Annotated in this window: 14 protein-coding genes; 12 read left to right on the top strand and 2 right to left on the bottom strand. The window is 45.3% G+C overall.

Annotated elements, in window-relative coordinates:
* The first annotated feature begins 4 nt into the window (after nucleotides 1-4).
* From PPM_RS21580 to yunB, 10 genes are all read left to right on the top strand, one after another.
* Nucleotides 5-820: an SPL family radical SAM protein gene (locus tag PPM_RS21580; RefSeq protein ID WP_013372956.1), complete on the top strand. Its 816-nt coding sequence runs from the start codon at nucleotides 5-7 to the stop codon at nucleotides 818-820.
* A 62-nt stretch (nucleotides 821-882) separates the two neighbouring features.
* Entirely contained in the window at nucleotides 883-1,500 is a 618-nt protein-coding gene (locus PPM_RS21575) for a DNA-3-methyladenine glycosylase family protein (protein WP_013372955.1), read from the top strand.
* Between the two features lie 19 nt (nucleotides 1,501-1,519).
* Nucleotides 1,520-2,209, top strand: a complete 690-nt coding sequence (locus tag PPM_RS21570) for a DNA alkylation repair protein (protein WP_013372954.1) — start codon at nucleotides 1,520-1,522, stop codon at nucleotides 2,207-2,209.
* Nucleotides 2,210-2,279: 70 nt separating this feature from the next.
* Nucleotides 2,280-3,875 carry a response regulator transcription factor gene (locus PPM_RS21565; protein WP_013372953.1) on the top strand — a complete coding sequence of 532 codons (1,596 nt, stop codon included), beginning with the start codon at nucleotides 2,280-2,282 and terminating at the stop codon, nucleotides 3,873-3,875.
* Nucleotides 3,876-3,898: 23 nt separating this feature from the next.
* Complete coding sequence (locus PPM_RS21560) at nucleotides 3,899-5,743, top strand: sensor histidine kinase (RefSeq protein ID WP_013372952.1); 1,845 nt, start codon at nucleotides 3,899-3,901, stop codon at nucleotides 5,741-5,743.
* 97 nt (nucleotides 5,744-5,840) lie between these two features.
* Nucleotides 5,841-7,202 (top strand): ABC transporter substrate-binding protein, encoded by a 1,362-nt coding sequence (locus PPM_RS21555; RefSeq protein WP_013372951.1) that lies wholly within the window; start codon nucleotides 5,841-5,843, stop codon nucleotides 7,200-7,202.
* A gap of 32 nt (nucleotides 7,203-7,234) precedes the next feature.
* The gene (locus PPM_RS21550) at nucleotides 7,235-8,137 is read left to right on the top strand and encodes a carbohydrate ABC transporter permease (RefSeq protein WP_013372950.1); all 903 of its coding nucleotides are present in this window, start codon (nucleotides 7,235-7,237) and stop codon (nucleotides 8,135-8,137) included.
* Between the two features lie 2 nt (nucleotides 8,138-8,139).
* Nucleotides 8,140-8,976 (top strand): carbohydrate ABC transporter permease, encoded by an 837-nt coding sequence (locus tag PPM_RS21545; RefSeq protein ID WP_016324698.1) that lies wholly within the window; start codon nucleotides 8,140-8,142, stop codon nucleotides 8,974-8,976.
* 83 nt (nucleotides 8,977-9,059) lie between these two features.
* Nucleotides 9,060-9,992, top strand: coding sequence for an aldo/keto reductase (locus PPM_RS21540; RefSeq protein WP_013372948.1), 933 nt, complete (start codon nucleotides 9,060-9,062; stop codon nucleotides 9,990-9,992).
* 196 nt (nucleotides 9,993-10,188) lie between these two features.
* Nucleotides 10,189-10,938: a sporulation protein YunB gene (gene yunB, locus PPM_RS21535; RefSeq protein WP_013372947.1), complete on the top strand. Its 750-nt coding sequence runs from the start codon at nucleotides 10,189-10,191 to the stop codon at nucleotides 10,936-10,938.
* 46 nt (nucleotides 10,939-10,984) lie between these two features.
* Here yunB and PPM_RS21530 read toward each other — a convergent pair whose 3' ends face one another.
* Complete coding sequence (locus PPM_RS21530; protein WP_013372946.1) at nucleotides 10,985-12,091, bottom strand: M23 family metallopeptidase; 1,107 nt, start codon at nucleotides 12,089-12,091, stop codon at nucleotides 10,985-10,987.
* A gap of 243 nt (nucleotides 12,092-12,334) precedes the next feature.
* Here PPM_RS21530 and lipA point away from each other — a divergent pair, with 243 nt between their 5' ends.
* Together lipA and PPM_RS21520 are read left to right on the top strand one after the other, a co-directional pair.
* The gene (lipA, locus tag PPM_RS21525; RefSeq protein WP_016324696.1) at nucleotides 12,335-13,237 is read left to right on the top strand and encodes a lipoyl synthase; all 903 of its coding nucleotides are present in this window, start codon (nucleotides 12,335-12,337) and stop codon (nucleotides 13,235-13,237) included.
* A 24-nt stretch (nucleotides 13,238-13,261) separates the two neighbouring features.
* Nucleotides 13,262-14,125, top strand: a complete 864-nt coding sequence (locus tag PPM_RS21520) for a YutD family protein (RefSeq protein WP_013372944.1) — start codon at nucleotides 13,262-13,264, stop codon at nucleotides 14,123-14,125.
* Nucleotides 14,126-14,258: 133 nt separating this feature from the next.
* Here PPM_RS21520 and PPM_RS21515 read toward each other — a convergent pair whose 3' ends face one another.
* Nucleotides 14,259-15,062, bottom strand: a complete 804-nt coding sequence (locus PPM_RS21515) for an NAD kinase (protein WP_013372943.1) — start codon at nucleotides 15,060-15,062, stop codon at nucleotides 14,259-14,261.
* Nucleotides 15,063-15,092: the final 30 nt, after the last annotated feature.

Here is a 15,092-nt window from a genome sequence, read left to right as displayed (position 1 = left end):
AGGTATGAAAAATGAGTATTACAAATCTCCCAAGACTCTATTGAATAAAGGAACCGGCTTCTTGTCAGGGTATACACACTCGTTGAACCCGTATACCGGCTGTACCTTTGGTTGCTCGTATTGTTATGTACGCCAATTGCCAGTCTCTACGTTTCGGAGGGAAGCCTGGGGAACATGGGTTGATATTAAAAAAGAGGCGGCAGATATTCTTCGCAAGGAGCTTCGCAGGGCCCAATCTAGAGGGAAAGTCACGATTTTTATGTCGTCAAGCACTGACCCTTATCAGCCGGCCGAGTACAAGGAAGAGGTGACCCGATCTCTGCTGGAAGTGATGGTGGAAGATCCGCCAGATTTTCTCTTTGTACAGACGCGTAGTCCGCTTGTACGACGAGATGTTGATTTATTGCTCCAATTGAAGGAACGTGTACGTGTGAGTATCACGGTAGAAACAGACCGTGAGGATATACGCAAACATTTCACTCCGGAAGCTCCTCCCATCCAGGCTCGTCTCCAAACGCTGCAACTTTTAAAAGAGGCAGGTGTGCCGACGCAAGCTACTATTGCTCCGATGCTGCCAAGCAGTGAGCATTTTGCAGACAAGCTTGTGCCTCTGGTCAACCGTGTCTGTATTGATGATTATTTTATGGGAGACGGCAGCGGGGGAAGGCGGACGCGCAGCTTGAACATTGGTGCGCTGTACGAGTCATTGGGGCTGGAAGAATGGTATCACCCTGCCGCCTATAAGGCGGTTTATGAGCGTTTTCTTCATGTTTTTCCCGAAGAACAGCTCTATGTGAGCAAAGAAGGATTTGAGCCCTGATATGAAAGCAGCCTATGCAATTAAAATGAAGAGTGTACCATACAAGGGGAGCGGGAGAACGAATGGAAACGGTCATGACCAAAAACTTTGACTATGGAGAAAAGGAAATCAACTACCTGAAAACGGTAGATACCGTACTTGGTGCCGCTATAACGCAAATGGGCAAGGTAGAACGCGTAATCATTCCCGACCTGTTTGCAGCGCTTGTTCATGCGATTGTGGGGCAGCTTATTTCGGCCAAGGCGGTTCAGACCATATGGACAAGGATGCAGGAGAAATTAGGCGCGATCACTCCGCAAAATATAGCCGTTCAGACGGCTCAGGAAATTCAAAGCTGTGGCATAACCATGAAAAAAGCAGCATGTATCCTGAATATAGCCCAAACGATCGAGCAGGGATTGTTGGATTTACAGGAATTATATGAGCTTTCTGATACACAGGTGATCCAGAAATTATCCTCGCTACAAGGGATAGGCCCTTGGACAGCTGAAATGATGCTGATTAATTGCATGGAACGTCCGGACGTCGTCAGTTGGGGCGATATGGCTATTCGGCGGGGAATGATGAAGTTGTACCATTTAGATACACTGACCAAGCAGCAATTTGAGGAGTATCGCCGAGTGTATTCACCTTATGGTTCAGTGGCTTCCATTTATTTGTGGAGCATTTCATTTCGTTAACAAACAGGGAGTGGAAAATATGGAGAAGACCATCAGAGAGCAGATACTGTCACAAGTGGATACGGATTTTCAGAAATTTACGGCTGCATTGCTGCCAACGATTAATAATGTGCTGGGTGTGCGTCTGCCGGTGCTGCGTAAGCTGGCTCAAGATATTGCCAAAGGAGATTGGCGACTTTATCTGGAGACCGCCGAAAGTGAGCACTTTGAAGAAGTGATGCTGCAAGGTATGGTGATTGGTTCTGTAAAAACAGATATTGAGGAAGTTTTGAGTTATACCGCCAAGTTTGTTCCTAAAATTGATAATTGGTCCGTATGCGATAGTTTCTGTGCCGGATTGAAAATCACGAAACAACATAAAGAAAAAGTATGGGATTTTATTCAGCCCTATCTGTTCTCTAAGAAAGAATATGAAATTCGGTTTGGGGTGGTTATGCTGCTGAATTTTTATATTGAAGAACAGTATATTAACCGGGTGCTTACTTTGCTAGATCAGACCCATCGTGAGGATTATTATGTACAAATGGCGGTAGCCTGGGCTATATCTATCTGTTATATCAAGCTGCCTGAGGTAACGATGGCGTATTTAAGTCATAATGCATTAGACGATTTTACTTTCAACAAGGCTCTGCAAAAAATCACAGAATCATACCGGGTGGATCAGGCAACGAAAACGACCATTCGTAGTATGAAACGAAAAAGAAAATAGGATGGGTCCCCGCCTGTAAGTGTTATACTGAAAAAAACATACGTGTATAAGATCGACAGGAGGGGAGTCAGTGAATTCTATCCCGCTGGGAGTGCTGGTTGTAGATGATGAAACTAGGCAGCGCCGTGGGTTGGCTGCCATGGTCCGGGATTTACGTCCAGAATACGAGGTTTGGGAAGCCAAGAACGGGAAAGATGCTTTAAACATTTCATTATCCCAACCGATCCAGATCGTTTTTACAGATATTCAGATGCCGATTATGAACGGGATTGAATATCTTCAACAATTGAGGACATCGGGTCAGCATGAGACCAAAGTTATTTTAGTGACAGTCTACCAGGAATTTAGCTATGCACAGCAGGCGGTACGATACGGAGCGAATGATTATTTGGTAAAACCGGTGCAATCACAGAAGCTTATTGAAGTGATTCAACACATGGAGAAGATCATTCTAGAGGAGCAGGAAGTACTCGGTGAAAATCGAACAGCGTTAAATCAAATCGAGCAGAGCATGCCTGCATTTGTGGAGCATTTGTTTAGCAGATGCGTGACAGACAAGTTGCAGTCGAACGAGAAAAGCCTATTAAAAAGTCACTTTGGGTGGCAGGGGGTAGGTGAAGTTCTCGCATTGGGGGCATCTGCATCCCGCCCAGAGGATATTTATATGTGGGATTCTAAGCTACAAAACACGGTTGTTGAAATATTGCGGCCTTGGGCGTCTTCTGTCGTGTTCCCACTTGAAGTCCATAAAGACCATATGATCGCCGTGGTGAATTGGAGAGACAGGACTGAAGGCAAGGAGGCCAAAGGTGCACTTCAAGCTGGTCTGAAAAAGTTGGAGCAGCAGCAAGCTATCTCCATTTGGTTTGCTTGGGGTCAGCCTTTTGATTTTGATGAAATGCAAATAAGCCCATCTCACGAAAGGGCTGTTCGCCTGATCTCCATGCGTTTTTATACACCTCACATCAGATGTTTGAACCTTGTCGCTTCAGATGATGACCAGCCGGTACAGGAATTGAGCACTCATGAACAAATAGCCTTTCTAAAATTCGTTGAAAGCGCTATCTCCAATGGAAAGCCCGATCAGCTATTGGAATGGGTACAACATTTCATTGGACGAATGACGCAAGGGTACCCTCCACCTGATGCGCTTAAAGCTAAATTAATACACCTTCTCCTAGTTAGTTTACCACGGTTAAATATAGGGTGGAGTGAGGAAGCCTACTCACGTTACTCGGAACAGTTGAACCGAGCTGTCGAAGAGGCCACATGTCTTCAGAATCTTGAGGATCGTATTGCAGCATGGTTAAAAGAGCTGATTCTTGAGCTTGACGGCAGCTCCAAAGGTGAACCTATCATGAAAAAATGCAAGGAATTTCTGGATACACATCTACATGAAGACCTAAGTCTGGAGATTGTGGCCCGGCGCTTTCACTATAATGCGTCCTATTTTAGCATTCTGTTCAAAAACTATTTTGGGCTCTCGTTCACGGAATATATGGTGAAGCTCAGAATGCAAAAGGCTCAGCACTTACTGCTGCATACAGACGCCAAGGTCGCAGAAATTAGTAGACAGGTTGGTTATAAAGATATCAAATACTTCTTTAAAGTGTTCAAAAAAAACGTAAAGCACACACCTGAAGAATTTCGCAGAAAATTCAATTAATCGTTAGGTGAAAGGAAGGTACAATGCGCCGAGTCAAATATATATATCAAAAATTTTTGGACAGTAGCTTTCGTACGAAGTTGATGCTGTCCTATTTTTTGTTGTCTGGTTTTATCGTTTTGATCCTGGGCTTTGTCTACTTCGAAACTAGTGCGCGGAATATTACTGCAAACGTAACAGATAGTGTTACAAGTGTACTTCGAAGTAATAACCAGCTGCTGGATAACAAGCTGACAGCTATTCAAAAAACCGTAGATATGATTCCAATTGATCATGACCTTCTACAGACCATTACAGACGTGGATACTACGGATTCTTCATCGCTTTTACGAACTGATCGCAGTATTACGAAAATTTTGTACAGATACTTTGGCAATATGGAGGAAGTATACGCTTCTCAAATTATGACGCAAAAGTATGCATACGGAAGTACAGAGCGGATGTATATTCCCGTTCAGCCGTTTTATTCTTCTCCCTTGGCGACAACAGCGGTGCAAGCAGAGGGGGCTACCAAGTGGATTCCTGCCTATTCGTATGCCGACACCTTTCATCAGCAGGATTTAAAACAAGGTTCCTATGATTTTAGTTCTTTATTTGCTGTGGTTAAGCAGCTTCATTTGACTGCATTAGATGATGCTGGAACCTTTCATACGCTTCCTGAAGGCAAGGAAAAGCCTATACTTATATTGAATTTCCGGCCTGATTTGCTAAAGGTCGGTTTTGAAGATTATGCAGCCCGCAGCGGATTTGCACATCTATCCTACGGTATGATTCACGATAACAATGGGATAGTCATGAGTTCAGATCGACAGCAACAAGCGGGGGAGCCGGTGGCAGATTGGCTGAAGAAGGCCATTACTTCGGAACAAGGGACGAAAATGGTAAACGTTAAGGGTCAAAGCATATTACTGGTTTACGAAGCGATGAAGACGACGGGCTGGGTATCGTATATAGCCATTCCCATGGAAGATGTACTGGGACATCTGTCAACGATTCGTACCTACACCTTGTTTTTTTTAGGCATTATGATGCTCATTGCTGTTATCCTTGCTTATTTGCTGTCTGTATACATCAGTAAGCCCATTACAGATATGAAACAGGCGATGAAGGTAATGGAGAAGGGAGATTTTGATATTCGAATTCCTGAACGTGGCTATGATGAATTGGGGGACCTGGTGATCCGATTTAATCAAATGAATGAGAAAATTAAAGATTTGATCGAAGAAAATTACAAATCACGTCTGCGAGCTAAAGAGTCGGAGTTAATGGCACTTAATTTACAGCTTAATCCCCATTTTTTGTATAACACCTTAACGACAATGTATTGGATCGCACTAGAGCATAAACAACAGGAACTGGGCCAATTGATCATTAGTCTGGCGGAAATGCTGCAAATTACGACTCGAAACAAAAATGATACATGGAGCCTGGAAACCGATCTGAATTGGCTGGAAAAATACATTTACATTATGCAAAATCGCTTTGAGAACAAGTTCACGGTGGAATATGATATTGATCCCATTTTGCTTCAGATGGAGGTTCCCAAACTCTTCTTGCAGCCTTTTGTGGAGAATTCAATTATTCACGGTTTCGCCGAAATGGAATCAGGCGGTCAGATTAAGATCACAGCCTGGATCGAAACGCAATTGGTGTGTTTTAAAGTCGAGGATAATGGATTAGGAATTCAAGAAGATCATATACGCCGAATTCAAGCTGGAGAAATCCGGTCAACAGGCATTAAAAATGTAGACAGAAGAGTGCGGCTGTTATATGGGGTTGCACTCCACTCGTCAGAAGGCAAGGGAACAATTGTCCTGATCCGAATCGGAGAAACGCATAGATCTAATCAAATGACACCAATCCAATGAGAGTACGACTTTTCAAAATGTAAGCGTTTGCTAGAATGGATTTAGTGACGAAGCAACAAACGAAAAGATAAAAATAAACGGTTTGGGGGCGCTACTCATGTTAAAACGAAAGTTATGGATCGTCTGCATGTGCTTGATCGTTGGACTTATGTCAGCCTGTAGTTCAAATGAGAGCAGCAAGCCAGTAGATTTGCAGGGGCACGAGCAAGTGACACTGACCTATGCCAGCTGGGGGAGCACCAATGAAAAGAAGGTTCAGCAGGAGATTGCCAAAAAATTCACAGAGAAATATCCGTGGATCAAAATCAACTATATGCACATCCCCGGGGATTACGTAACTAAATTAACGACGATGTTTGCCGCCAACCAGGCACCAGATGTATTTCCTATTTATAAAGCACAGGCTCTGCAATGGGCTGAACAAGGCAAACTATATAATTTAAATGAATTTTTGAAGGAGGATAAGGAGCTAACGAAGGAAAGCCTCATTCCTAATTCAGTTATCTATTGGGATAAGGATAAAGTGGCAGGGGTCAAGGTGACGGAGGAAGCCTTTGCGCTTTATTACAACAAGGATTTGTTTGATGAGGCTGGTGTTGCCTTGCCGCCAGTCAAAGCTGAAGAGGCTTGGACATGGGAACAGTTCTTAGAGACAGCACAAAAGCTCACCATTGATAAAGCGGGAAATAATGCGCTCAGCCCCAATTTTGATGCAAGTAACATCAAACAGTATGGAGTTCGGTTTGACACATGGATGTGGCACCTGCTAGTTCCTTCCAATAATGTAAGTGTTATTTCAGACAAAGGGGACTCGCTTAACCTTGAAAACCCTGATGTGATTGAAGCCGTGCAAAAGATGGCGGATCTGATCAACGTGTATCATGTGGCACCGTCGCCGACGCAGTCCAAAAATATTCCTTCTCCGGCCGTAGCATTGCAAAGCAAACGTGTAGCGATGGATCTGGATGGGCAGTGGGTCCAATTGGATCTTGGAGAATCGAAGGTGAATTTTGGTGTAGGCGTGTTACCCAAACTGAAAAGCAGTAAAACAATCCTGTTTGGTGAACCGGAAGTGATTTCTGCCAAAACCAAACATCCGAAAGAAGCGTGGATGTTTTATAAATTCTTGCTGGATGCTGAAAGCGGACTTGACATGCATTCCAGCGGATTGTGGATGCCTGTCATGAAAAAGTGGTACACCGAACCAGACTTGATTAGCAAATGGGCAGATGTCAAGCCAGGCCATGCGGATGGATATCGTGATGCAGTCATGATCCAAACGTTGCATAACGGTGTCAATTCTTACGACTACTATCTGAAAAACTCGGAAAAAATCAATGCGATTATTAACCCGGCGCTAGATCAGGTATGGCTGGGCAAGAAAACGGTGGAGCAAGCATTTAAGGAGGTTTCCGCCAAGGCGAACGCTGAATTTAAGGGAACATATCCGAAAAAATAAGGTGAGGGTCTTGACAGAAAGAGAGGGATAGAATGCAATCGTTATCTTCTATTCGTAAGAAGGAAAATGGGTTGGGATGGCTTTTTGCCGCCCCTGCTATTCTGGGCTTTGTCATTTTTGTTCTGGGACCGATGATCGCTAGTCTCTGGTTCAGTCTTACCGATTACAAGGTTGCTTCACAGGCCCGTTTTATTGGTCTGGATAATTATGTACACTTATTTGACGGTACGGATCAATTTTTTTACAAATCCCTTGCGGTTACTTTTTATTATGTGTTTTTGAGTGTGCCCCTGCAAATTATAGTGGCTTTCTTTCTGGCCATATTGCTCAATCAAAAGGTAAAAGGTTTGGCTTTTTTCAGGACCGTTTTTTATCTGCCCACGATTGTCCCACTCATAGCATCGTCTATGATCTGGATGTGGCTGTTTGATCCGGACCTTGGCTTGCTGAATGTGGTGTTGCGTGCGCTGCATTTGCCCGAAAGTCAATGGATTTATAGTGAAGGGTCGGTAGTTCCTACACTGGTTTTAATGAGTTTGTGGACCGTTGGGGGAACAATGATTATTTTTCTGGCTGGCTTGCAGGATATACCTAGGCATTATTATGAAGCCATTGAAATTGACGGTGGTAGCGCTCTTCATAAGCTTATCTATATCACAATTCCATTGACATCGCCTACGATTTTCTTTAATACGATTATGGGCTTCATCGGTGGATTTCAGGTGTTTGTCCAGCCTTACGTCATGACTCAGGGTGGACCTAACAATTCTAGCTTATTCTATACATTTTATTTATTCCGCGAGGCATTTACTTTTTCGAATATGGGTTATGCCTGTGCGATTGCTTGGGTGCTCTTTATTGTAGTTTTAACATTCACTGCCTTTCTGTTCAAGACAGCCCGAAAATGGGTGTATTACGAAGGTGGGGGGGCATGAGGATGAAAAAACATGGCTTGCGTTGGAGCAGAGTTTTTCTCTACACAGTGCTCATTGTGGGGTCACTTTTTTGCATGTTTCCTTTTTACTGGCTGGTGAGAAGCTCCATGATGGATTTAAGTCAGATTTTTTTGATCCCGCCGAAATGGATTCCCGAGCCTTTTGTATTCGAAAATTTTTTACAGCCGTTTGAAGAGTTATCGTTTGGGCGCTATTTTGTGAACACATTTATCGTCGTTGCAGGTACTTTAGTGGGTGTACTTCTGTCGAGTACCATTTCTGCCTATAGCTTTGCGCGAATGAGATGGAAAGGAAGAGATAAGGTTTTTGCCGTGTTATTAAGCAGTATGATGCTGCCGTTTGCGGTCACGCTAATTCCGTCTTTTATTGGTTGGCAGGCATTAGGCATGGTTAATTCCTACGTTCCATTGGTATTACCTTCGTTTTTTGGTGGAGGCGTTTTTAACATTTTTTTGCTTAGACAATTTTACATGACTCTTCCGCGAGAGCTGGATGAAGCTGTATTTGTGGATGGAGGCAACCATTTTACGATCTTTACTCGCATTATTTTACCTTTGTCCCGGTCAGCGATTTTGGTCATCGGATTGTTTACATTTTTGAACACATGGAATGATTTTATGGGACCGCTCGTTTATCTTAATGATGAAAGCAAATTTACGTTGGCGATTGGGCTACAGCAGTTTCAGGGAATATATTCGGCGCAATGGGGTGTTTTGATGGCCGCTTCTTTAATTGTCGTGTTGCCAGCTATCATTCTTTTTGCCATAGGGCAGAAGTATTTTATGGAAGGCATTGCCTTAACGGGGATTAAGGGATAAGAGCAGCAGCCAGGTACGCACTTTGCTTTTTTTGGAATTTAATAATAAAATGGAAGTAACTTTCGAAAAGGAGATGACGTGAATTGGCAGAGCAAGTGCGTATTGGCAAAACAGATTTATATGTAAAACCAATCGGTTTGGGTGCGAATAAGGTAGGAGGACATAATCTTTTTTCCGGTTTGAACAATGAAACGGGCAAAGAAGTCGTTCGCACAGCTTTGGATAACGGCATCAACTTCCTGGATACAGCTTTTATTTATGGGCCTGAGCACTCAGAGCGGTTGATCGGTGAGGTACTTAAAGAGCGCGGCAAACGTGAGGAAGCTGTCATAGCGACCAAGGGAGCACATAAGTTTGTGAACGGAGAGGTTGTTTTTGACAACTCGCCTGCTTTTTTACGTGAATCCGTCGAATCCAGTCTGAAAAGATTGCAAACAGATTATATTGATCTGTTCTATATTCATTTCCCAGATGAAGCTACACCGAAGGCAGAAGCAGTCGGAGAACTGAAGAAGCTCAAAGACGAAGGTAAAATTAAGGCTATCGGTGTATCTAACTTTACCATTGAACAACTTAAAGATGCGAATAGTGACGGCTATGTAGATGTGCTTCAATCCCATTATAATCTGTTGCAACGGGAAGCTGAGAAGGATCTGCTGCCTTATACTAAGGAAAATGGCATTTCGTTTGTGCCGTATTTCCCGCTAGCTTCTGGACTGCTAGGTGGTAAGTATACGAAAGACATGACCTTCACGGACATCAGAGCGAAAGATCCATTGTTTCAGGGAGATGCATTTGCCCGTAATTTGGACAAAGTGGAGCAGGTACGTGAGATTGCCAATGCGTTGAATGCAGAGGTTGCTCATGTGGTGCTTGCATGGTATTTGACCCGCGATTCGATTGATGCCCTCATTCCAGGCGCGAAGGGACCGGAGCAGGTTCTGGCGAATCTGAAAACGCTGAATGTCCAACTGAGTCAGGCGGATATCGAAAAGATTGACCACATTTTCAAATAATAAGTTGAGTTGAACTGAATCGGATTTGAAATCATATATGTTTAACACCAGGAGGAGCTGCCGGACGGGCGGCTTCTTTTTCGTTTATTTGCGGCATATCCTTCTAAAGTAAGCTCATCGCTGCGGGGGGATCAGAATGAATAGAAAACCGCAATGGCACAGCAGACCGAGCAGACGGCGACGCGGCAGGCACAGAATGTGGCTCATTGTGGCATTGGCGCTGCTGGTAGGAATCGTACAGGTGGCCGCTTATGTGGAACAGCATTTGAAGCCGCCCATGATGCATCTGGCTAAAGTGCGGGTCAAACAAATGGCGACGGAGGCAATTAATTCAGCAATTACTGCGCAGGTAGAGCAGGGGAAGACTGCTGATAATTTGATCGAATGGAGAACGGATACACAAGGGAGAACCTCTGGATTTGTTCTAAATTATGCGGAGCATATGAGAATTACGTCAGACACACTCAAAGCAGTCAAGGCAACGATGGACAGTATGAGTCATTTTGACGAGAGCGTTCCGATTGGTCAGGCATTGGGGAGTCCGCTCCTGGCAGCTTATGGACCCAAGGTCCCTCTAAAGGTGGAGCCGCATGGAGCAATCAAGGTGGATTTAAATACACGTCAGCAGGATGCGGGCATAAACATGATCTTGGTGGAAGTGTACATTCGAATTACAACGGAAGTGTCTGTGGTTATACCGTTTGAGATGCAACCTCAGATTGTGGAGACGGAAATCCCGGTTTCTTATCTGTTGGTGGTGGGCAACGTCCCGATGTACTACTATGACAATCAGGGTAAACCTGTCGGCAAAAATGGTGCAACCGCTCCGCAGTTGGCACTGCCTTCCCATTCTATAGAGAGTAGCGGCGCTGTAGATTCCAGCATAGAAAGTGTTCCAGAGATACAGGAAGAACCCAATTCCCTCAGGCAGTCTCCAACGCCATAAACAAAGAGGGGATTGGTGTGAGATACTCAGGAAAAACCAAAGGGACCTATGAGGAGGTCCCTTTGGTTTTTCCTGATTTTAGCGCTTTACGTTCGCTCTGCTCCCACTGTCTCAATAACGGATATGGGTCAAAGGACCAGTCTGTCCAGCCATTGTCCCGGTATATACCATAGTGCAGATGTGGTGGAAACTTGCCTTGGGTACCCGGTTTTCCATAGCCCGAGCTTCCGACCCAGCCAACCGTCTGACCAGGCTTGACGATGTCTCCGTTATGAACGGTTTTATCAAAGCCGGAAAGGTGTGCATAGTAGTGATAGCGGTTGTTGAGATCACGAATACCGATTCGCCAGCCTCCGAAGGGATTCCAGCCTTTCATTTCAACCACACCGTAGCAGGTGCTGCGAACCGGAACTCCGTAGCCTGCAAACAGGTCAGTCCCTTCGTGTATACGGTAGCCGCCCCAGCTGCGACGGCTTCCCCAAGTGCTGCGGTAGCTATAAATGCTGCCTAGAGGCAGCGGAAAAGCTTGACTGACCAGATCAAGCTTGCCATACGTCTGATACAGCTTGGCAAACTGCTGAACTCTTTGAACCGAGCGGCTGTTATGGTAATATTCCCACACGGCAATACCAAATTCATCCTCGCTATTTCCATACTTTCCGAGATAAGAAGCGATGCTGAACAGCAAATCCTTGTCATTATTGCGGTCAGCGATTCCATCGCCTGAGCCGTCTTGTCCCAGCCCGGAAAATAGTTCAATGGAACGTGGATTTTGATCCTCGGAATCAGGGTTCAACAGACCGGACCATACTGGTCCTGTCACAAAAATACCTATGATCCGTTCCGCATGCTTGCGATCCTTGGGATGGGCCACCGTAAGTGTGCGTTCGTACTGGTCGATGGCAGCCAGTCTGTACCAAGGGACTCCTGTCAGGGCTTCGATGGAGTGATATAAAGCAAGTCTGGACGTATACAATGAAGACGAAGCGTGTGAAGCATCGATATTTGCTGTCAGGTTATTTCCGGCTGACGAGGACTTTGTGTGCTCTGCAGAGGCATGAGCAGGAAGCGGACAAGCCGTTGTCAGTGTAGTAGCGCACAACAGCAGCGATAACAGACGAACAGCGCGGACTGCCCGCGTAGGGTAAGGCACGTGAACCGACCTCCTATAAAAGGGCTTAACCGCCCAGTAAATTCTTGGCCCGTATTCGCGTAAATAGGGCGCTTTTGATTAGATTGAGCCATATCCGCCGCTTTTATCCATCTCAAGAGTTTACTTTTTCCGGCATCAATGTCATATCAAAAAGGGAACAATGAATGGAGGTTTTTCCATGGCTTTCATGCTATAATGTATGGCAATGACAGCTTAAGCACATCAGAAAGAAGGTCTATGCCATTGTCTAAAAAAGTGAAGGAAGCTAAGCCCGACTGGATTCGTATTAAACTTACGACAGGCGATAACTATCAGGAAATCAAGAGCATGATGCGTTCCAAGACATTACATACCGTATGTGAGGAGGCACGGTGCCCTAATATATATGAATGCTGGGCCAACAGGACAGCTACATTTATGATTTTGGGTGATATTTGTACGCGTGCGTGTCGTTTTTGCGCAGTAAATACGGGAATGCCTACGGAACTGGACTTGCAGGAGCCTGAACGCGTCGCGGAAGCGGCTGAGAACATGAATCTAAAGCACTGTGTCGTAACCAGTGTGGCACGTGATGATTTGAAAGATGGGGGCGCTACAATATTTGCAGAAACGGTTCGTGCGATTCGCCGCCGATTGCCTTTTTGCAGTGTAGAAGTATTGATTCCCGATTTTATGGGCGATATTGAGTCGCTGCGAATTGTCATGGATGCCAAGCCAGATATTCTCAATCATAATATTGAAACAGTGGAACGCATGTCCGACAAGGTTCGGGCTAAAGCGAAATACCATCGCTCTCTGGAGCTGCTTCAACGTGCAAAACAATTAAATCCGGCGATCCCAACGAAATCAAGCATCATGTTAGGTGTCGGAGAAGAGTGGGACGAGATCATACAAACCATGGATGATCTGCGCAAAGTCGATTGTGACATTATGACAATTGGTCAATACTTGCAGCCGTCCGAGAAACATTTATATGTGCAAAAATATTATCCACCGGAAGATTTTGCGAAGTTAAAGGAAGAGGGATTACAGCGAGGATTCAGCCACGTCGAATCCGGTCCGATGGTCCGCAGCTCCTACCAAGCGCATGAGCAGGTGAAGTCGGCCGCTCAGCATAAGGAAGAAAGCGCCCTTTCGCAGGTTTGATCCGGGAAAGGCGGTCAGAATAGCTTGTTTCAAATCGGTGGTAAAAACTATGAAGTGTTGCAGGATCACAAGAACGGGTGGAATCCCGAAGCCTTTCGTGATCGATATAGTGAAGTGTTGGATCGCTATGATTACATTATTGGCGATTGGGGTTACAATCAGCTTCGTCTGAAGGGGTTTTATCGAGAGGGGCACCCCAAAGCCAATAAGGATACATCCATTGTGGTATTGGACGATTATATTAATGAATACTGCAATTTTGGCTGTGCCTATTTTGTGCTGCAAAAAAGCCGTGAAGTTGAAAATAAGAACGGCACCAGTGATGACTTCGTTCCTCCCGACATCCAGCAGTTGGTAGATGCTCAAAGGGAACAAGCGGGAACGTTAGATTCCGAAGAGCGCCAAGAGGTATCGCAGCCTTCAGCTGGACAAACGGAATGGCCGCAACCACAGCAGGATTCCGCAGCTACAGAGGAGTCACGAGTGGAACAGCCTTCAGAAGCCCGTGAACCACGCGAGTTGCAACGTAGGGAACCGAAGGATGCTCAGGAAGTGCGTGAACGACAGCCACGTGAAGCTCGCGAAAGTCGGCCATCCAGAGAAGGACGTGAAGGAAATCGGCAGCGTGAAGCACGTGATTCGCGCCAGCCAAGAGAACCGCGTGAAGCAAAAGATGGGCGAAGTTCGGGGGAAGGGCAGCAAGCCCGTGAACCACGTAGGCAGCGCAATCCGCAAGGAAATTTCGATAAAAAAGAATCGCGTGGGCCACGCTATGATCGCCAGCCCAAGGAAAATCGGGAGGGACGGCAAGTTCGTGTCTCGCGTGAACCCGAGGGCCAGCGTCAAAAAAATAAAACATTCACATCTCCACAACAAAACGGTTCCTGAATTTTCAGGAGCCGTTTTGTTTGTAAGTTCCTCCAAGGCTGCCAAGTTATGACCAACTTTTTGCCTATTTAAAGTGGGGATATGCCCTCCTGATCAATTAAAAAAAGAGCCGGAGTCGGCTCTTTTACAAGTTCTAATTGAGAAAAGCGTTGCGTACCCGATCCCAAAATGGGAAAGGACGGTAACGAGCGAAGCTGATCTTCTGACTTGCAACCTGACATCGAACAGAGATTAAGTCATCCACAGGAAAGTTCAGGTGATCTACTGTCAGTAGAAGACGCTGATCTTTCCGTGAAAAAATATCACAATGATGATGTTTTGGCAGTAGCAGTGGTGATCCCAGTGTCCGGTACACACGGTTATTAATGGAAGCGATCTCAGTTAATTGCAATGCTTCGATGGTAGGGTGAACCATAGCTCCGCCAAGTGCCTTATTATAGGCGGTCGTTCCTGAAGGTGTAGAAACACATATTCCGTCACCACGGAACATTTCAAAGGTGATATCGTTAATATCTACTTGGGCAACGACCGTGCCATCTACCCCTTTTAACGTAAACTCATTCAGGGCAATAAAAGAAGCATTGCCTGATTTCTTGTGAATTTCCAACTCAATCAGTGGATACTTAACGATTCTCGGGTTAAGCGGTCCCTCAGATCCGCTTTGGCTCATCAGGTGGATTAGCTCCTCCAGCTCGTCCGCACGCCAATCCGCGTAAAAGCCCAGATGACCGGTATGTACACCAACAAAGGCTATATCCGGAATGCGGTCAATGAAGGTATGAAACGCATGAAGCATCGTACCATCGCCTCCTATAGACACGACGATTTCCGGCGATTCGGCATCCAGCTTGAAATTCTTTTCTTGGGCAAGACGGTGAAATTGCTGACTCAAGTCCATGGAGTGCTGATCCCCGCGATCCAGAACATAATATCTCAAGATGAAAAGCTCCTTTGTCATGGGTATATA

Origin of the sequence: Paenibacillus polymyxa M1, from assembly GCF_000237325.1 — a bacterium.
Classification (GTDB): Bacteria; Bacillota; Bacilli; order Paenibacillales; family Paenibacillaceae; genus Paenibacillus; species Paenibacillus polymyxa_C.
Note: the sequence above shows the minus strand (reverse complement) of the source record. Positions and strands in the feature narration are given on the sequence as shown.